At 61.3% G+C, this 18,700-nt stretch carries 17 protein-coding genes; 6 read left to right on the top strand and 11 right to left on the bottom strand.

All coding sequences use genetic code 11. The features are described from left to right. Positions 1 to 285: 285 nt before the first annotated feature. The 4 genes from Q7J44_RS12670 to Q7J44_RS12685 all read right to left on the bottom strand — a co-directional run bounded on the left by Q7J44_RS12670 (position 286) and on the right by Q7J44_RS12685 (position 6,546). Positions 286 to 1,440: a PIN domain-containing protein gene (locus Q7J44_RS12670; protein ID WP_304880433.1), complete on the bottom strand. Its 1,155-nt coding sequence runs from the start codon at positions 1,438 to 1,440 to the stop codon at positions 286 to 288. A 220-nt stretch (positions 1,441 to 1,660) separates the two neighbouring features. Beyond that, a complete protein-coding gene (locus Q7J44_RS12675) occupies positions 1,661 to 3,625 on the bottom strand; it encodes a type IV secretory system conjugative DNA transfer family protein (RefSeq protein WP_304880435.1) in 1,965 nt (654 codons plus the stop codon). Beyond that, positions 3,618 to 5,969, bottom strand: a complete 2,352-nt coding sequence (locus Q7J44_RS12680) for a relaxase/mobilization nuclease domain-containing protein (protein WP_304880437.1) — start codon at positions 5,967 to 5,969, stop codon at positions 3,618 to 3,620. Before Q7J44_RS12680 ends, Q7J44_RS12675 begins: the two co-directional genes overlap by 8 nt. Beyond that, a complete protein-coding gene (locus tag Q7J44_RS12685) occupies positions 5,956 to 6,546 on the bottom strand; it encodes a helix-turn-helix domain-containing protein (protein ID WP_304880439.1) in 591 nt (196 codons plus the stop codon). The genes Q7J44_RS12680 and Q7J44_RS12685 overlap by 14 nt, the downstream gene beginning before the upstream one ends. 556 nt (positions 6,547 to 7,102) lie before the next feature. Between Q7J44_RS12685 and Q7J44_RS12690 the strand changes: the two genes are divergently transcribed. The 6 genes from Q7J44_RS12690 to Q7J44_RS12715 all read left to right on the top strand — a co-directional run bounded on the left by Q7J44_RS12690 (position 7,103) and on the right by Q7J44_RS12715 (position 12,037). Next, positions 7,103 to 7,822 (top strand): ParA family protein, encoded by a 720-nt coding sequence (locus Q7J44_RS12690; protein WP_304880441.1) that lies wholly within the window; start codon positions 7,103 to 7,105, stop codon positions 7,820 to 7,822. A 232-nt stretch (positions 7,823 to 8,054) separates the two neighbouring features. After that, positions 8,055 to 8,477, top strand: coding sequence for a hypothetical protein (locus Q7J44_RS12695; RefSeq protein ID WP_304880443.1), 423 nt, complete (start codon positions 8,055 to 8,057; stop codon positions 8,475 to 8,477). A gap of 157 nt (positions 8,478 to 8,634) precedes the next feature. Next, positions 8,635 to 8,805 carry a hypothetical protein gene (locus Q7J44_RS12700; RefSeq protein ID WP_018065929.1) on the top strand — a complete coding sequence of 57 codons (171 nt, stop codon included), beginning with the start codon at positions 8,635 to 8,637 and terminating at the stop codon, positions 8,803 to 8,805. Positions 8,806 to 8,918: 113 nt separating this feature from the next. After that, the gene (locus Q7J44_RS12705; RefSeq protein ID WP_304880446.1) at positions 8,919 to 10,019 is read left to right on the top strand and encodes a Fic family protein; all 1,101 of its coding nucleotides are present in this window, start codon (positions 8,919 to 8,921) and stop codon (positions 10,017 to 10,019) included. 169 nt (positions 10,020 to 10,188) lie between these two features. Further along, entirely contained in the window at positions 10,189 to 10,947 is a 759-nt protein-coding gene (locus Q7J44_RS12710) for a DUF5131 family protein (RefSeq protein WP_304880448.1), read from the top strand. A 4-nt stretch (positions 10,948 to 10,951) separates the two neighbouring features. After that, positions 10,952 to 12,037, top strand: coding sequence for a three-Cys-motif partner protein TcmP (locus Q7J44_RS12715; RefSeq protein WP_304880449.1), 1,086 nt, complete (start codon positions 10,952 to 10,954; stop codon positions 12,035 to 12,037). Positions 12,038 to 12,071: 34 nt separating this feature from the next. Here the strand turns inward: Q7J44_RS12715 and Q7J44_RS12720 are convergent, their stop codons facing one another. The 7 genes from Q7J44_RS12720 to Q7J44_RS12750 form a co-directional block, all read right to left on the bottom strand. Continuing rightward, positions 12,072 to 12,674, bottom strand: coding sequence for a plasmid pRiA4b ORF-3 family protein (locus Q7J44_RS12720; RefSeq protein ID WP_107755222.1), 603 nt, complete (start codon positions 12,672 to 12,674; stop codon positions 12,072 to 12,074). Next, the gene (locus tag Q7J44_RS12725) at positions 12,671 to 14,338 is read right to left on the bottom strand and encodes an IS66 family transposase (RefSeq protein WP_304880454.1); all 1,668 of its coding nucleotides are present in this window, start codon (positions 14,336 to 14,338) and stop codon (positions 12,671 to 12,673) included. The genes Q7J44_RS12720 and Q7J44_RS12725 overlap by 4 nt, the downstream gene beginning before the upstream one ends. Positions 14,339 to 14,397: 59 nt before the next feature. Further along, entirely contained in the window at positions 14,398 to 14,748 is a 351-nt protein-coding gene (gene tnpB / locus Q7J44_RS12730; RefSeq protein WP_107755220.1) for an IS66 family insertion sequence element accessory protein TnpB, read from the bottom strand. Then, the gene (locus Q7J44_RS12735; protein ID WP_107755219.1) at positions 14,745 to 15,137 is read right to left on the bottom strand and encodes a transposase; all 393 of its coding nucleotides are present in this window, start codon (positions 15,135 to 15,137) and stop codon (positions 14,745 to 14,747) included. Before Q7J44_RS12735 ends, tnpB begins: the two co-directional genes overlap by 4 nt. Before the next feature lie 250 nt (positions 15,138 to 15,387). Beyond that, a complete protein-coding gene (locus Q7J44_RS12740; RefSeq protein ID WP_304880457.1) occupies positions 15,388 to 15,969 on the bottom strand; it encodes a hypothetical protein in 582 nt (193 codons plus the stop codon). Continuing rightward, entirely contained in the window at positions 15,966 to 17,123 is a 1,158-nt protein-coding gene (locus Q7J44_RS12745; protein WP_304880459.1) for a hypothetical protein, read from the bottom strand. The genes Q7J44_RS12740 and Q7J44_RS12745 overlap by 4 nt, the downstream gene beginning before the upstream one ends. Further along, positions 17,123 to 18,688, bottom strand: coding sequence for a class I SAM-dependent DNA methyltransferase (locus Q7J44_RS12750; RefSeq protein WP_304880461.1), 1,566 nt, complete (start codon positions 18,686 to 18,688; stop codon positions 17,123 to 17,125). The genes Q7J44_RS12745 and Q7J44_RS12750 overlap by 1 nt, the downstream gene beginning before the upstream one ends. Positions 18,689 to 18,700 lie beyond the last annotated feature (12 nt).

Here is an 18,700-nt window from a genome sequence, read left to right on the forward strand (position 1 = left end):
ATCATCCGACCAATACCGGCGGCGTTCACCATCGGCAGCAGACAGAACTTCGATTTGAGGGCGGTTGATAAAGTCGGACATAAGGGCGGACTTACCATCGGAGCGAACACAAGTTCAGACGGCCGCCCCCGGAGGCTTACCGGATACCAGCTCATACCAAGCAATAATGTGGGGGTTGCGACAGGCGACCAAGGGACTTCGAGGTTGATATCTGCCAACCAATACAGCCCGCGAAGATCCAAATAATCCTAGTCCGTTGAGGGCTTTGAGTATCCGACGCTGCACTTAGTATTTCTCGTGGGTCGGATCTTCGCCTGGGAACGCCTCAACATAGCCAAAGTCTACCGTGAAAGGCGTGTAACTGACCTCAACTTCTTCGTAATCGATGCCGTCAGAAACGTCGCGCTCTGCGATAATCGTGAGTGTTAGTGTGATCTCGTCGGTGGTCTGGGCTATCTCGCTACCGAGGCTGATACTTTCCCTGTCGATCCCATCCCATGCGTAAAATTCGAAAGATGCAGAGAATTCCGCAGTGACCTTCAAACGGATCGAAAAGGTGACGGTCGTGTCGGTCGCGGCCAAAACGAGTGGCGGCGTCAGACTTGTCAGGTCAATGTCCACCAGATCTGCACTGTAGGGATGCGCTTCGAACTGCGGTCCGCTATCTGCTTCGATTTCGAAGTCAGCAAGCTCCAGCCGTTCCGCGATAGCGTCTGTGACGTGTTGTGCGAAATCTGGGGCCTCCCCAGACTTCCAGATCCGAACGATTTCGTGCGCTAGATCCTGATGGGCAGCAGCTTCGCTGAACACAGCGAGCACCTCTTCGAGCGGGTATTCAGTTACCAGATATTCCGAGGTTTTGGCAAAGTCCTGCCAAGACTTATCTTGCGCGATGCACAGCACCAAACTCTTGCTTTGCTTTGCAAAGAACTCCAATCGCAGGAGGGCCGCCGCATCTGGAAATTCGTATTTCCTTGTGTCCGATGTGCCAAACGGCGGCTCTTCCGCAAAATACCTGCGGAACATCTCTTGCATCGCATCAGGTGTATCTGATGCTGCGAGGAATTGCACGCCCACATGGTCGGAGAAGCTGTCTAGTTCGGTGCGTGCGAATTCTGTCGCCGATGAAGTGAGGCGTAGCGCATCAGCTTCACCTTCCGGCTGGGTTCTATGCCACCTCAAGTTTTGCTGCCTGACAGCCGACTTCAACGTGCGCTGCGTGGTTACGGCCTTTTCCTCCAGATGCGCGAGCATTTCGCTTGCTATAAAATCAACGACTACGACCTGAATAGCGCTATCCTTGAACTGCGACAGTGATCGAAGAGCCGCGTTCCGAAAGTTGCACTGCTTTGAATCGAAGACGGTCGTGTCTATAGAAATCGCTCCGAAACGGTCTGCCGCGATCGCAGCAACAAGCTGCTCCCTAGTCATGGATGGCATAGATTCACCTTTCGCTAGCTAGAACTCTTCTACCGCAAATTCGGGACAGCAGCCAGATCCAGACCTCTATCGTGAGTCGCAGGGCTGTATACGAAAACGCCCGCGACCTATGGCTTGCGACCAAGATGAATTGAACCTTGCTGCAATGCCAGTCGAGCGGCAGTTTTATGGAGCGCTGCTTCGCAGCAACGGTGTGGCGTGATCGGCTGGTATGGGCCGATCACGCATACTCAGCAATGATGGCCCGAGTCGTCTGAACCGCCGCCGCCAACTCGCGCCCGTCAGCCTCTTTGAGCCCCAACCTGGCCAGATCGAACGACAGCTGTCCCGAACTACTGCCACCAGCCGCAGCCCGTGCAGCCTTCCCCCTAGCCCGACCTGACGGTACTGGCTTTGGGAGCTGTGTTTCGTTGGCAACCTTCGTTACAGTTTCAGCTCCCTGCGCCCCAGCAGCCGCCCGCACCTCCTGCAACTCCTGCTTCAGCTTCTCCACGGTCTCCCGCGTCTCGGTCATCTGCCGATCACGCCGCAGTCCGTCTTCATCCGGATACGGGAAACTCCCCGCCTGACCCACGTGTAGCACCTTCAGCGCCGGGTCCTCGAAGTACTTGATCCGCCGTGCTCGGATCGGCATCTGAGCGTCGATCACGAGGATCACCTCATCGAGGTCCATGCGCCGGGCCTGATCCTCGGTCAGGAGCGGCGTGTCCTCTGTCCGCTCGGAGACGCTGCGTCCCTCGAACGGGTTGCGCCCGACCGCACGGGAGCGGGTGATCACGCGCTTGGTGGTCTTGCCCACGGCCTGGCTCAGCTCCTCGATGGTCTTCTGCTCGGACGGGGTGAGGTAGAGCTTCACGCCCGCGCCGCCCTGCAGGGAGCGGCGGGTATTCTCGCCGTAGATCTCGTCCAGCGCCGGGATGGTCTGGGTGACGATGGCGAGGTTGCCGCCGAAGGAGCGCAGCGTCTTTATGCTTTCGGCGACGATCGGCATTTTCCCGAGACGGTCGAACTCATCGAGCATGATCATCACGGGCCAAGGCTCGTCGTCCCCAGGCTCCTGCGCCTGCAGGGAGGCGATCAGGTCCGAGAAGAAAAGCCGGATCAGTGGGGCCAGGGGGCGGATCATCTCGGACTCGACCACGAGATAGATTGCGTGTGGCCGACGCCGGATGTCCCGGAAGGAGAAATCCGAGGTCGCGGTGGCCGCGTCGATCGCACGGTTGTCCCAGGTGTCGAGACCCGAGGTCATCAGGAGCGACAGGTACGAGGTCAGTGTGTCGTTGTTGGTCGAGGCCATGCGCTCGAAGATCAGCTTGGCCGAGGTGTTCTTCACCTCTTGCGCTCGCTTCAAATATTCCTTCTGCTTGTCACCACCTGAGGCGGTGATGCGGTAGATCTCGCCGATGGTTGGCACGCCGCGCTCGAAGGCCAAGAGACCGGCCGCGACGAAGAGGTCGATACCGCCTGCCAGAAGCCCACTCAGTTTTTCGTTGTCGGTCTGCAGGAAGAGCTTCGCAGTGAGCTTCAGTTCCATCTGCTGCCGGTCAGGGTTGGTCATGGCGGCAATGCGCGCCAGCGGATTGTAGCGATGCGTCGGGCGGTCCCAGTCGGTCGGCGCGAACCGGAACACCTTGTCGCCCATGCTGGCGCGGAAGCGCGATGTCTCGCGGAAGTTCTCTCCCTTCACGTCAAGCACCACGGCCGAGCCCTTGTAGGTGAGCAGGTTCGGAATCACGAAGCCCACGCCCTTGCCCCGACCCGTGGGTGCCACGATCAGTGCGTGTGGGAAGGTCTTCGAGACGAGGAAGGGGCGCTTCGATTTCGGGGGGCCGAGCTTGCCCAGAAGGAAGCCGCCGCCCGGTTTGGCGAAGAAGCCGTTGCGCTTCATCTCGCCCCGGGTCTGCCAATGCGTCGTGCCGAAGCGGGTCAGCGCCTCGCCCAGAAGCGTGATGCTGAGCAGAAACGCCGCCAGACCAAACACAGCAAGGATCAGGTTCACCCAGACGAAGTCGCGCGGGGCGCTGGACCCCAATGCGCGGTATTCCCGTGCAAGCAAGGTGAAATCGATGCGCTCGGTCGACAGCCCATAGCGCAGAATGAGATAACCCGTTGCCACGACATAGCCGATGGCAAGGCCAATCAGGGTCAGGCTCAGGATGCCACCCGCGATCTTGCCCTTATCCATGGGTGATCCCCTTTTCGCCGTGGGCTGCAGCATGGCGGGCACGCTGTGCCTCGATCTGTTCCTCGGCCAGGGCATCCAGCACCCGCTCCATGGCTGGGCCGTGGGCTGTCACCTCGCTGCTCTCCAGATAGGCCTTGGCGAGTTCCAGCTGTCGCAGCGGGTGCTCGGTGAACTTCTCGAGCACATCGGCGTGGCCCGCGCGCAGGGCCGTCACCGCGTTCGGCGTGAGGTTGCGGTCGATCTGGGCGGCGAGGCGCTGCCCATCGGTATCTGAGAGCGGCTTCACATCATCGGCTTCGGCCCGCTGCAGGTAGGTCAGCACATCCGGGGCAGTCTCGGCCATGAAGCGCCGTTCAGCATAGTCCTGCCGCGCTTGATCCTCGATGTCGAAGCTCCGCTCGCTGATATAGGCGCGCGATGCGCCCATGGCGCGCAGACGGTTGATTTCCTCCTGGACCGCCGCCCCAAACTCTTCGTCCGGCATCTCGGCGCGGTAGCGCGCGAGGGTGCGGTCGTCTTCCGTGATCGGCCCGAGATGCTGGATGGGATCGCGCAGCGCGAGGTCCATGTCACCGGCGTGGAGCCTGCGGTCCTTTTCGTCGACGGCGAACTCCTGCGGCTTGCGGCTGTCGGTGATCTTGTCCCAGGCCATCGACGCCAGTTCGGCATGATCGGACGACCGTTGCGCGAAGGCGTTGAAGGCGGCGCGTGCCTCTTCGACCTCGACGGCACCGGCTCGGCGCACGCTTGGGTCGTCCGAGAAGGGATGGTCGAAATTCGTCCGGCGGAACTGGGCAACGAGGTCTTGGAAATCCCGGCGCTCGGACGCGGCGAATATGTCAGGTTCGCCCGCCGCACGCTCGCGCTCAGGCAGTGTCACCCGTTCAGCCAAGGCAACCGGGTCATCCCCGGTGTCGTCCACTTCATCGACGGCCCGCAAGATGCGCGCATCGGTCAGGGTGTCGCCCAAACGGACATGGACGGCTTCCAGCCGGTCCAGTGCTTCCTCGCGGTCCTCGCCTTTCTCCAGATCGAGATCGCCCGCTTTGGCGATGGCGCGAAGATCCTGCGCCAGCCATTGCCGTTCGAGCGCGGCATTGCCGGCCCCTTCGCGCATGCGGGCGGCTACAGCTTCGGGATCAATACCCGTGCCCTGCAGCGCCTCGCTGAGGCGCGTCTTCACCGCATCGTCGTCGAGGCGCCCCATCTGGTCCTCGCGCATGTTGGCCCGCGCATAGACGCCGTCCCGAGACGGCTCGTCGAGGAGCGCGGCCGAGCGGTCCCCGAGCGGATTGAGATGCGCGACCGATGCCAGCACATCGGTGAGCTTGCGCTCGATCTCCGGCCGCTCGGCCGCCGGCGCCCGGTCGATCGCGGCCTCGATCTGGCGGATGTTCTGGGAAAACTCGGTGATCAGCGTGTCGAAGGCTGTTTCGTCTTGGGACATGTAGATGGCTCCGTCAGATTGAATCTGACCGCCACTGGCAAGAATGGTGCTGGCCCGCTCGAGCGCCTCGGCCACGTCGTCGAAGTTCGACCTAGACGCCTCGGCAGCCAGACCTCGATAGGTCAGCGCATTGCGCGCCACCGTCTCCAGGGCTGCCGCGAGATCAGCGCCTGTGCGCTGGCGCTCGACGGGCGGTCGGCCTTCGTCACGGGCCTTGTAGACCTCGTCGATCTCGGCATGGTAGGTCGTGACCCCCCGGTCAAGACGCCGTGTTGCCTCGAGCCGGATCCCGTGGACCTGCGCCGCCTCGACCATCGCCAGCCGGAAGGCGTCGTAGTTGAAGTGGTGATCCTTCCTGAGAAAGAACATTTCGCCATCCTTGCTGCGGCGGTTCAGAACGATATGCGCATGTGGATGCGCACGATCTTGGTGTATTGCAGCAATATAGTCGAATTGCGACCCCTCACCCTGAAAGAACTTCTCGCAGATGGATTCCGTGATCGCGCACACCTCTTCGCCGCTGGTGCCGACGGGAAAGGCCATCAGAAGATGCGAGGTGTGGCCGAGCTTCGGGCTGTGCCGCTCGCCCCACTGGTTCTCGAAGCGCCGCACGACCCGGTCGATCTCGGCCTCGGTCAGGGTCTTCTTGCCATCATGGGTGCCGCGGCTGTCGAGGATATGGCTCGACTTGGTGGTGAGGTAGGTCAGCTGGGCCTTGAGCTGCGCGCCTGTGTGGCACCCGCCTTTCGAGATCGGCTTGAAGATGGCCGGGGAATAGCCCCGCGCCGCCCGGACCATCTCGGCGTTTTTCGCCAGCCCCTGCCAGCTGGCCGAGACCCGGCTCCAGTCGCGATCGAAGAGGGCGGGGCTGACACCGCGCGCTTCACTCCGCGCCATGCTCGGCTCCCTGCCGAGCCAGACCGGCAAGGGCCTTGGTGACCTCGAGGTCCAGCGCACGGCGGCGCGCGCGGAACATCTCCTGAATTTGGTCGGCCATGTCGAAGACGAGCACCGCGAGATCACGGATCTCGGCATGGCTGGCGGGCGTGTAGGGCAGCCGCTCTCCCTTGAGCTTCGCCTCGTTCAGGCGTCGCGCAACCTGGTTCACGTTGTTCCCGACACGGTTCAGCGCCGCGCTCAGCCCTTTCAGTTCATCTGTCATGCCGTCGTCCGGTCGCAGGAGATCGTCGGCCGCGAGCATCAGGCAGCGCATGGCGTCCGAACGATGCGCGATCCCGCGCCGCGCGAGAACTGCATCGAAGCCGCGAAGGTCACGATCGGTCACCCGCATGGTCAGCACACGGGTGCGGCTGTCGTTGGCCGAGACGGCGGATCGGCCCCGGCTGAGGACGTTGTAGACGGTCTTAGGCGAAACCTTCAGCGCTGCGCTGATCGCACCAACTGAGACGCCTTTCGCCCGTTCCCGGACGATCTGACGGCGCTCCTGATCGGTCAGTCTGCGACTGTGCCCCATGTGAAGTATACGTTCCTATTTCTTGCCAACTTCGTACAAGCCCGCCTTCTCCCAGCACAAGCGGAGAAGGCACCAAGGGCTTGTACTCAATGTAGAAAATCGGCCCACGGGGCCGATTTGACGTCCTCTGTCAAATGCATCGCGCAGGGCGCTCATTGCATCGCGTTTCGCGTCTTCCGCACTGCGTTTCCCGCGCAGTGCACCCCGCATCGCGTCCTTTGCAGCACGTCTTGCGCGCCCCGCTCCGCGTCGTCTGGCAAGTGGCAAATGGCCTGCGCATCCCGCATCGCGCAGCATGACGTCCGCATCCCGTCACACGTCGCGCGTCCCGTGTTCCCTGCATCGCGCCCTCTGGAGGGTGGGAAGTGGAGCACGCTTGCTGCACCCCGCTTCGTGTTCCGTGTCTCGCGTCCGCTGTTTCATGGATCGCGTCGTCTGGATTCCGCTCATTGGCGGGGCGCATCACGTCTTCCGCTTGACGCGCGCAACTCAACCGTCTAGCGACATTCACGCATTATCGTCGTGTTTAACCATCCTTGCCGAAAGTCTCCACCCCATGCCGAACGACAATCTCGTGGTCATCGCCACGATGGCCCGGAAAGGGGGGAGTGGGAAAACCACGCTCTCGCGCGCCTTGATCAGTGCTGCTGTTGCCGCCGGCCGTCGCGTCCTTCTGATCGATACCGACAGCACAGGCGTGCTCGGCACCTGGCACAAGCGGGCGGAAGCTGCGGGGCTGGGATCACCGCTCCTGCGCTCGGCGAGCGTCGAGAGCGTGGGCGCCGTGGATCGCCGGATCGAGCAGGTCTACGCAGCGGACTCGGCGGATTTCATCTTCATCGATACGGCAGGAGTCGGGGCCGAATGGTCGGACGGGATCGCCGTTCTGGCCGATCATATCGTCACCCCGGTGATGCTCTCGACCTCCGACCTCGATGTCGGCGCCCAGACCGCCGACTGGTTCGAGAAACTGCGTGCCCGCGTCGATGACCCCGAAAGCCTACCGCGCCATCACGTCGTGCTGAACATGGTCGATCCCAAGACCACGCGCGCAGATGCCGCCCTCATCGAGGCGGCGATCGCACGGTTCCCGGTGGTCGAGACCGTGATGATGCGCCGCAATGTCTACAAGGAGATGGACGAGAAGGGCCTCCTGCACGCTGTGGCGCTGCAGAAGCAGGCCGATCCCAACCCCCTCATGCGCCCCCATGTGCGCCATGTGGTCGAGGCCTTGGAGGAAGCGACCGACATTCTCAACAACATCCTCGCCGCGTGAGGATGGGGCGGTGAGGAAGAAGATCCCGACCATCACGCGGCCCGATCCGTCTTACGCCGCTGCGCTTCGTTCGGAGGGCGAGGAAGACCCAGAAAGGGAGGACGGGCGTATGCTGGCCGGTCGGGGCCCAGTGATGGCAAGACCGGCGCAGGCTACGGTGTCGATGCAGCAGGAGCCGATCGTGACACTCTCTTCGTCAATGCCGGCTGCTCCGGTCCGAACCGAGGCAGCAATGCCTCAGGCTGAGAGACCATCAGCACCCGCCGGGCGCATCGCCACCACACGGAAGATCGACATCCGAGTGAATGCGCTGGAGCGACAGGAGGAAGCCCTGATCGACTGCGGCGTCGATCCTGCCCATGTGATCCGCGCTGCCCTGCGCCGGGCAGTCAAAAACTGGACGCTCGAGCCGGATTTCGTTGCACCCTCCGAAGAGCAGCGGACCCGGATCACCGAATGGCGCGCGCGCACCTCGCTTGCGGTCGACGCCCCCACGCTCACGCTGCTGCTCCGCGCCCAAGACCCCCTCGATGTCCTCAGCAAATGGACCCTGATCCGCGGCCAGGTCGAGCCCCGCGTCTGGGCTGAGATCGACACGATCCTGCACGAGATCGCCGCCAATGCTGCGGTGCCGCGTGAAGGTGACGACCATTAACCCCTTGTTCGGGCGTGTTTCCGCCATGCGCCTGATCACAATTTTCCCGAAAGCGCCCGTTCATCTTGCAGTTGCAGAAACCAGTCATTAACAACCCTGCCAAGGATAGAGTGGCCTCCTTGTTCCCGGTGCAGAGGTCCAGGTAGAGGAGCCGATTATGTCCAACACAGCCCGCCTGACAGGCGAACCCATCATGCGCATCCTCTGCAAGAAGACCGACGCCCTCGTGGGCTATCTCTACCAGTGGAATAACGGCGATCTGCAACCAGCATGGATCAACGAGGCCATGGCCGAAGTGCGCTACGAGCCCATGGTGCAGGCCGCTTGAAGCGTGGAGACGCCCAGCCGGTTAGACGCCGGCACTCGGTTGATGCATAGAATTCGCTTTCATGCCTCAGGATTTGTTAGTATTGTGAGTTATAGAAATGGATCCTATAGCTCATGCGCTGGAACTGGACGCAACCCGACTGGCCGAATTTCCGGTACGACAGCGCTGCCGTCGAACCTCTTGAGCGGCGGTTCCTGCTGACATCCGGCGAGATCCTAGGTGCCGTCCGCCATGTGAACGGCGACGAACGCGACCGCCTGCGTATCGAACTTCTCAGTGAAGAGGCGATGCGGACAAGCGCCATCGAAGGAGAGGTGCTGGACAGGGCCAGCGTGCAGTCCTCCCTCCGGCGTCAGTTCGGCTTGACCGCTGACGGCGCACCATCGAGGCCCAGGGAACACGGCGTCGCGGAGATGATGGTCGACGTCTACTCGAACTACGCCACGCCTCTGACCCACGAGACCCTCAGCCGCTGGCATGGGATGCTTCTGGCCCATGACCGCGGCCTCGAGACCATCGGTGCCTATCGGCGGCATGCTGACGCAATGCAGATCGTCTCCGGCAGGATCGACCGACAGACAGTGCATTTTGAGGCACCACCCTCGGCGCAGGTCCAAGGCGAGATGGAGGTGTTCGTCGACTGGTTCAACCGAACGGCGCCAGACGGTCCAACGCCCCTGCCGGCACTATCCCGCGCGGCGCTTGGGCATCTCTGGTTTGAAAGCATCCACCCCTTCGAGGATGGCAATGGCCGCCTCGGCCGCGCGCTCGCAGAAAAGTCCCTCGCCCAGAACATCGGGCAGCCGAGCCTGATCGCGCTGTCCTATACGATCGAACGGGAACGGAAGGCCTACTACGACCAGCTCGAGACCCACCAGAAAACGCTGGACGTCACTGGCTGGCTGATCTGGTTCGCCGAGATCGTTCTGAAGGCGCAGCAGGTGACACTGACACGGGTCGCCTTCTTCATCGCCAAGGCGAAGTTCTACGACCAGTTCCGTGATCGGCTGAACGACAGGCAGGCCAAAGTGATAGACCGCATGTTCCGCGAAGGACCGGACGGGTTCAAAGGCGGCCTCAGCGCCGAGAACTATATCGCCATGTCCGGCACGTCACGCGCCACCACGACCCGCGATCTGCAGGACCTGGTGGAGATGGGTGCGCTTAGCCGTACTGGGGAGCGGCGGCATACGCGGTACTGGCTCGAACTTTGACTTCGGCTGAAGAAGGGATAGGTCCCACTGACTCCTTCATGAACCGTCTTGGGTACATTCTCCGCCGCGGTTCTGCTCCAGCTCGCGACCAATTTCGCCACTGCAGCTGTTCGTGCTTTGTGCCGATCCGACCATATGCTATCATTCCAAAAAAGTGTGAGACGAGCAGTTGGCACAGAAGTCAGACATCGAATGGACGGACGCGACGTGGAACCCGGTGACGGGCTGCACTAAGGTCGGTCCCGGTTGTGACAACTGCTATGCCGAGCGGTTTGCAGAGCGCTGGCGCGGAATTGCCGGACACCCCTACGAGCAGGGCTTCGACCTGACACTCTGGCCGTCAAGGCTGAAGCAGCCCGTGCTCTGGAAGAAGCCGCGGATGATCTTCGTAAACTCGATGAGCGACCTCTTTCACAAGGACATCGACCGAAAATTCGTCGACGCGGTGTTCGACACCATGGAGCAGGCGGACTGGCACGTCTACCAAGTGCTAACCAAGCGCAGTTCGCTCATGCGCAACTACGTCCGGCGACGGTATGATGGTGGGTCGGTCCCTCGCCACATCTGGCTTGGCGTTTCTGTCGAGGACGCGGCGCACACGAGCCGGATCGAGCACCTGAAGCAGATCAATTCCGACGCACGCTTCATCTCATTCGAGCCGCTGCTCGGACCGATCGGGGATGTTGATCTACAGGGCGTCGCGTGGGCCATCGTCGGGGGGGAGAGCGGGCCTCGGGCACGACCAATGGACGAAAGCTGGGCCCGCCAGCTTCGTGACATCTGCGATCGTGACGACGTGGCGTTCTTCTTCAAGCAATGGGGCGGCGCCCGGCCGAAGTCGGGCGGGCGCCTCCTAGATGGTGCAGAGTGGAATGGCTTTCCCTGGAAGATCGTTCCGGAAGCTATTCTAAGCCAGCTGAGAGCATAACTCATTGTCGGGAAAGCTTGTTAACAATTTCTCTTGGTCTGTCGGGCACCCGCTTCCGAGAATTGAACAACACAGTGATCGAAAGCTTCAGGTCATTGAAGAGTACCTGTGTGTCTATTTCGACACCGTCGTCCGTGACCCTCGGATGGACAACCTAAACATTACTCTAATCGACGGATTCTGCGGCGGCGGGGTGTATGATCGCAGTGGGGAGAAACGGCTAGGAAGTCCGATGGTCATCCTAAATGCCATCTTCAATGCGGGCGTCAGGCTGAATGAAGGTCGTCAGAAGCCGTTGTCCATCGATGCAGTCTATCACTTCGGTGATGAGAACCGCGAACACGTGGAGTTCCTTCGGCAAACCATCTTGGGCAGTCAGTTTCGCGACTTGCTGGGTAAGAGCGTTGCACTGCACCACAAGCAGTTTACGGAACTGCTTCCTCTGGTGATCGCAGATATTAAGCGTCGACAAAGGCAGGGACGTGCGATCTTCGTCTTGGATCAGTTTGGTTATGCAGATGTACCAATGTCATCCATCCGAACAATTTTTGACAACCTTCCGAAGGCCGAAGTGATACTGACCTTCTCGATCGACGCGCTTCTGAACTACCTCCAAGGTGAAGGGGACCCAGCCCCCGTAGTTAGCCAGTTCGGTGTCACCGAGCCATTCTTGCGCATGTGGCAGGAGTGGAAGCTGAGTGGGCAGCCTGGCCGCGCAATGGCGCAGCGCGCGCTGATGGCACAGATGCATCGTTATTCCGGCGCGCGGTTTTTCACTCCATTCATGATGTTTTCGAGCAGTGATAATCGCCACATGATGATAGCCCACTTGTCCCAGAGCCAGGCAGCTCGGGACAAGATGCTTTCGGTACACTGGGCGCTGAAGAACACCTTCAGGCACATTGGTCGCGGTAGCCTATTTGGGCTCGGCTTTGATGCACGTCTAACTGCGGAAGAATCTCTGTTCGAGTTCGGTGAGATCGATCGGAGCAACATGCGACGTGAACTTGAGGAGGAATTGCCCAAGCTGATATTCGATTTGTCCGGCGGCGGGCCGTTAGCCTTCGGCGAACTCTTAGTTTTGATGTAAGCATCCGCCGAAGGCCGCAGCCGTGCTATATTGATCAGAGGCTTCTGGGTGCGGCTTTTGGTTTGCGCGGCTTTGGGGCCCATTTTTTGGCGAGGCGCTCGAAGTTGTCGAGGATACGGCCGATCTCTGCCTCGTCGGGGTCGAACTTTCCCCCATACCATTCCAGCATCCGGTCGTGCTCTTCGTGCTCAGGGTCGGCCATGGCTTCGAGGAAGTCGGCGTAGCCCGGGAAGCCACCCACATCTTCAGGGGGACAAGCACCGGTGGCCCTGACAAGGCGTGGGTAGTCGGCACCCGGCATGGCATCATCGATTTTCTCGACCTTGATCACATGGTGCCAGTTGTCGCCAAAGTCATAGATGTAATGGATGGTCTTGGTGCCGACATCTTCGAGCACATCGAGCAGGCTGGATTTGTTCGCGGGCAGCGGGCCATCGTAATAGCCGTCAGGATCAGGCACACCCCAGCCGACGCCACCGGCCCGGAACTCATAGAGGTGACTGTCGGTCCATCCCATGGCCGCCTGGATCACCTCGTGCAGGCGGTTTAGCTTGATCTTGAGTGGCACATCAAAGCGCCGCAGCACCTGAGGTTCGACGTCGGACAGTGTGACCTTGAGGCGCGCGACCAGTGTCATGCGGCAATCCTCTTCAATTCGGTTGCGGCTTTCCAATGCCAAGGGAGCAATTCATGCACCCGTGACATCGGCATGTCCGGCAGACGTGCGAGCACATCGGCCAGCCATGCCTGCGGATCGATGTCATTCATCTTTGCCGTGACGATGAGGGTATACATAAAGGCCGCCCTGTCACCACCGCGCTCGGACCCTGCAAATAGCCATGACTTTCTGCCCAATGCGATGCCGCGCAGGGCGCGTTCGGCAGCATTGTTGGTCAGGCAGAGGCGCCCGTCATCAAGGAATGCAGTGAAGGCTACCCAGCGGCCTTCTTCGTCCAGCATGTAGTTGATCGCCTTGACGACAGGGTTGTGCTTTGACATCCGGGCCCGCTCGGCCCGCATCCAGTCATGCAGATCGTTGACCAGCGGCACAACCCGCTGCTGGCGAACCCCCAGGCGCGCTGCGGCTGACAGGCCGTTAATCTCACGCTCGACATCAAAGATGGCGTCGATCCGCGTCACAGCGTCCAGAGCGATAGGCGAGATTTCTTCTGCAATCTTTTTGCCCTTGCGGGCGATGGCTTTGATGTCAGCCAATTCAAAGAACTTGCGTCTGGCATGGCTCCAACACAGCGCAGAACGCACCGGTCCCGGACTGCGATCCACAAGATACAGATCGTTGTAGCCGCCATAGACGTCCGATTGCAGCACGCCATGCCATCCAGCCAGATGTCGGGTCGGATGCTCCTTGCGACGATCTGTCGAGAACTTGAAGAGGGCGGCAGGTGGCGCACCCCCATCCCAAGGACGGTCATCGCGCACGTAGGTCCAGAGCCGCGCCGTCTTCGTGCCGCCGCGGGCCAGCAGCGGCACGGTCGTGTCATCGCCATGCAGACGGCCGCCGTCCAGCACGTGACGCTCGATTAGCGCATGGATCGGGGCCAGTGCCACACAGGCATGACCGATCAGATCAGCCAGAGTGGACAGGCTAAGCTCAATCCCCTCCCGTGCGATCCGTTCGGATTGCCGGTTCAATGGCTGGTGCTGTCCATATTTGTCAAAAGCGATCATCGCGATCAACTGCGGCCCTGCCCAACCGCGCGGAATGGCGTGGAACGGGGCCGGCGGCTGGCTGATCTTTTCGCAGGCCCGGCAGGTGAACTTCTCCCGCACTGTCTGGACCACCTTCCACTGGCGGGGGATCACTTCAAGCGTCTCGGTGATGTCTTCGCCCATCTTCACGATCCGGTCGGAACCACAGCAGGTGCAGCTGGTCGGCGCCTCGACCACAACACGCTCACGCGGCAGATGGTCTGGAAAGGGTTTGCGCACCGGTTTACGCCGCGTGAAGGCACGCACCGTGCTGGTCGTGTCCGCAGCAGCGGCCACTTCAGCCGCCAGCGCATCCTCGGTGGCAGCTGCTTCCAATTCTTCAAGCTGCAATTCCAGCTGATCAATCAGCCGTGCGCGACGCTCGGAGGAGATGCCGTATTTGTCGCGCCGCAGCTTGGCAATCTCCAGCTTCAATTCCTGGATCATCGCTTCCGTGCAGGATGCCAAGGCGCGGGCCTGCGCCAATTCGGCTTCCGCTGCCTTTGCGCGGGCGTGTGCAGCCTCAGCCGAGGCAGTCTGCGCAGCAAGTGCGGCGCGCAATTCGGCGATTTGCAAGGCGGCATCTGACATGGCAGATGCCTATCATGAACACGGCGAAAGGCCAATAAAAACAGGCGCTTCTGTGCAAATTATCCAGCTCTTTCAGGCCTTTGCGTCCAGCGCGGGTTCCTCCAGTCGATCCCTTCCAGAAGATAGCCGAGCTGGGCTGCGGAGATCGCTACCGCCGTGCCACCCTGGCTCACAGGCCAAATAAACTTGCCTGCTTCGAGGCGTTTCACATACAGCGACATGCCGACCCCATCATGCCACAGCAATTTTACCAGATCACCTTTGCGACCCCGGAAGCAAAAGATCTCACCCGCATGCGGATCACGCCCAAGACCCTGCTGGACCGCCAAAGCCAAGGTGTTCATTCCACGCCGCATGTCCGTCACGCCACCTGCAATCCACACCTTCGTGCCAGCCGGAAACGCAATCATGGCCGCACCATCAAGCCATTGAGCAGACGCGCAGCAGCCTCCATGTCAAAGCCGGAGGGGATCGTCACACGACACCGAGGGCCAAGGTCGATCGTCAATACAGGCGCTGGCGGCGCTGGAACATCATCAGGGCCAGAACAGTCTGCTACCTGAAGGACGCGCAAAAATTGCGGCATAGCCCCAAGCAGCCCATGCTTGTGCCTATATCGCCAATCGTAAAGCTGTGATCGCGAAATATCATGGCGCCGCGCGACCTCAGCCAAAGTCACGCCACCGCCATGACTTTCCTCAACGATGCGGATTTTCTCGTCATCCGTCCAACGCCGACGACGGCCGGTATCAGAGACCGACAAAACTTGAATACGGCGAGTGTCTTCGTGTGCGTCCATAAGGACACTCGATAAACGTTCTGCCCGCTCAACAGCCAGACGGCCCTCCGCGAATGCTTACGTTTTGATCGGAAACAAGACCGCTGCGACAAATAAAGACATCACTCATACTCTTCAACGCTTGTCCGCAGCTCGCGAGATAGAGGTTCTGCGCCCTCAAGGTGGTTTCGCACGGCCCGGCGCTGTCATCCGGCCTGGCGACCAACTGCGCGTCGCACGACAGCTCAAGCTTTTCGGCCTGCACTGACTGCTACCCGAGCCGGAACGCGGGTCTCGATAGCATCCGAACGGCGAGACCGATCGAAAAGATCGCGTCGTGGCGCAGCAGGTCGTCCGCCGATCTGCTCTCATCGATGCTGCGACGATCAAGATTGCTGCCGTCATCGACATGCCGGAAATGCGACAGCGGGTTTCGCAGCGCCATCATGCGGCGAAGGTCGGTGACGTCTTCATCAGAGATTACCTCGCGCTCTCGGCAGCGGCGGAGGGTGTCGGCGAACTGGATGCGATCCGGAATGTCCTCAACCAGAAGCCCGGCGTGAAGATATGCCGCCAGCAGATGCTCCACGAGCCCCTGACACAGCAGGATCGTCGCCACATAGTTGCCGTGCACGAACGACGAACGCGCTTCGACCCAGGCGTGATAGGCCGCATAGCCACCGAAAATCATCGTCCCGGATCGCCCCATCTGGCCGCCCAGATCGGTCAGCATCCGGAAACGGCTGACCTTCCCTGGCAGGTCGTCATGAAGGTCGGCCAGCAGATGACCGACGAAGTCGAGATCAGAAAGGTCCGATGGCAGATCGGGCTGATCGTCCCGGCCCACCGTCATGCGGCCTTCGCCCTACCATCAAAGATTTCGTGCAGCATGGCCGGAATCAGGGCGTCCACATCCTGCGCAGTGTTGGCGCGGATGGTGCGGGCTTCCTGCGCTTTTGCCCGCAGGCGGTCGAACCACTTCTGGGTCTCCAACGGCGGCGTCGGCACGAGGATCGTCGGAAGCTTCTTGGATGACAGCGTCTTGTTGCGGGCAATCGTGCCGGGCGAGTGCCCAACGATGCTCGAGAAGCCCTCGTACGTTCTGAAATAGGCCATCAGGAATCCTGGCGTCGCCAACTTCGGATTGACCTCGCAAGTCAACATGCGGTGGTTTCCGACTGTGCCCTCGTCATGCGCTTCCGCAACGGCGATAGCTCTTTCCCAAGCCATGAGGTTGCTGAATACCAGATCGCCCTCTTTCACCCAGAACAGGCTCTGCCAACTGAACTCAGAACCAAGCATCGTCCGGCGGTGGAATATTCCGTTGTAGAAACTGCGGACGCCTATCTCCGTGTATTCCCGGGTGGCTTCGATCTCGACCTCTCGGCGCACCAGCGGCGCGACCTCGGCCATGGGGCGCAGGGGGGCGCCATCGATGGCGCGCTGGAAGGCTTTCAGCAGCAACGCCTGCGTCTCGCGCTCGGCCGCCTCGATGGCGTTGCGGCGGTCGTCCACCAGCGCCGCGACCCGGTCGAGCTTTTCGACGATGCGGCGCTGGTCGCCAAGGGACGGAAGGTCGATCCGACAGCTCAGCACCTTGTCGGGGTGCACACGTTGCCTGCGGTCGCCCATTCCCTTGGCGCCGACAGCGACCTGCCGCCACACGTCACGGCGTTGGAACAACCAGTACAGGTATCGAGGCAACAGATGGTCCTGATCGACATCGAAGGTGGGATATTCGTTCGAGACGAAGACGCCATCCATTTCCTCGGGGACGATGGCGTAAGCTCCCTCAAACGCAAAAAGCCGACTGTAAATGAACTGGCCGCTCCGCACACGGTAGAGCGTGGTAGCGCTTGTCTGGGCGCCGTCGATCGGTGGCTTGCCGAAGACGCCGCGGGCAAAGCTGTAGATCCCGAGGTTTGGGTAGCTGCCGCGTGGATCGACGCGGCAAGGATCAGAAACCAGTGACAACAGGTCTGAGAGCGGAACTATTGCGGCGGCCATTACACCCGCTCCGCCAGCACGGCCTTGATCTCGTCCATGATGTCGAGGATCCGCTGTTCCTGTGCGATAATCGCGTCCACAATCTCGGCGGGTGCGCGGTGATCCGCGACTTCGCCGGAATGCGGATTCTTGATGTCCAGGTTGCAGGCGACAACGCGATCCTGCGCGTCGCGCTGGATCAGGTCAGCGGCCGAGACCTTCCAGGCGCGCTCGTTCGGCTCGCGCTTCTTCCACCAGGCAAGGCAGTCCGCAAACTCCTCATAGGCCATGGGCGCGGTTTTCGAGTACTTCTTGCGGCCCTCCGGCAGCGGCATCTCGTAGTACCAGATGTCTTTCGTCGGTCCGGTCGTGTCGAAGAAGATCAGGTTTGCCGGGATGTCCGTGTAGGGCGCGAACACCCCTTCACGCAGCCGGACCACCGTGTGCAGGTTGAACTTCTCGAGCAGGTCCGCCTTGATCCGCGCCGAGATGCCATCGCCGAACAGCGTGCCGTGCGGAACGACGACCGCGGCCCGCCCACGCCCGGCGCGCTTCAGCCGCCGCATGATCAGTTGCAGGAACAGCAGCGCCGTTTCGGCCGTGCGCCGGTCCTCGGGGAAGTTATTGAGGATGCCTGCCTCCTCCTCGCCGCCGAATGGCGGATTGGTCAGGATGACATTAACCCGCTGATCCTCGCCGATCTCGGCCAGGCGGAAGCGAAGGGCGTTGCCGGGGTCGATGCGCGGGGCATGTAGGCCGTGCAGCAGGAGGTTGAGCTGCGACAGCAGGAACGGCAGCGATTTGGCTTCACCACCCCGGATGGTGTCCTCCTGCAGGATGCGGCGTTTCTCGACCGTGTCGGCCTGGCGCTCAAGATGCAGGAACGCCTCGGTCAGAAACCCCCCGGTCCCGCATGCCGGGTCGAGGATGGTCTCGCCCAGCTTGGGATCGGTCACCTCGACCATGAACCGCACGACCGGCCGGGGCGTATAGAACTCGCCCGAGTCTCCTGCAGCGTCGCGCATCTCGCGCAGCAGCGTCTCGTACAGGCGGCCGAGTGTGTGAACTTCTTCCGAGGAATCGAAATGGATGCCGTCGATCAGGTTGACCACGTCGCGCAGCAGGTAGCCGCTTTCCATCCGGTTGGCGAAGCCCTGGAAGACGGTTGCGATCACGTCGCGCCGCTCGCGCCGCCCATTGTCGCCGCGCAAGCCTCGGAGATAGGCGAAGAGCCCCGGGCCGCGTGTGCCGTCCGGGCGCTCGGTCATTTCGGAAACGAGGAACGACAGGAGGTCGGGACCGGTGATGCCATCGGCATCCGCCGCCCAATCGCGCCAGCGATAAGGGGCCTCGATGATCGAGCGATAATCCTTGCCCGCAAGTTCTGCGCGTCCCTCCTCGATCCGCTCCATGTCGTCGAGGAACTTCAGGAACATTATCCAGGTGAGCATCGGCAACCGATCAAGGTCGCCGTTCAGCCCCTTGTCCTTCCGCATGATCTTGCGGGCGGACTTGATGATGCTGTCGAGACGCTGGGCAGTGGTCAGTTGCTTCGGCGCAGCCTTCTTTCGGGCGGTTGTAGCCAATATAGAGCTCCT

The sequence above is a fragment of the Pseudotabrizicola sp. genome, assembly GCF_030656345.1.
Classification (GTDB): Bacteria; Pseudomonadota; Alphaproteobacteria; order Rhodobacterales; family Rhodobacteraceae; genus Pseudotabrizicola.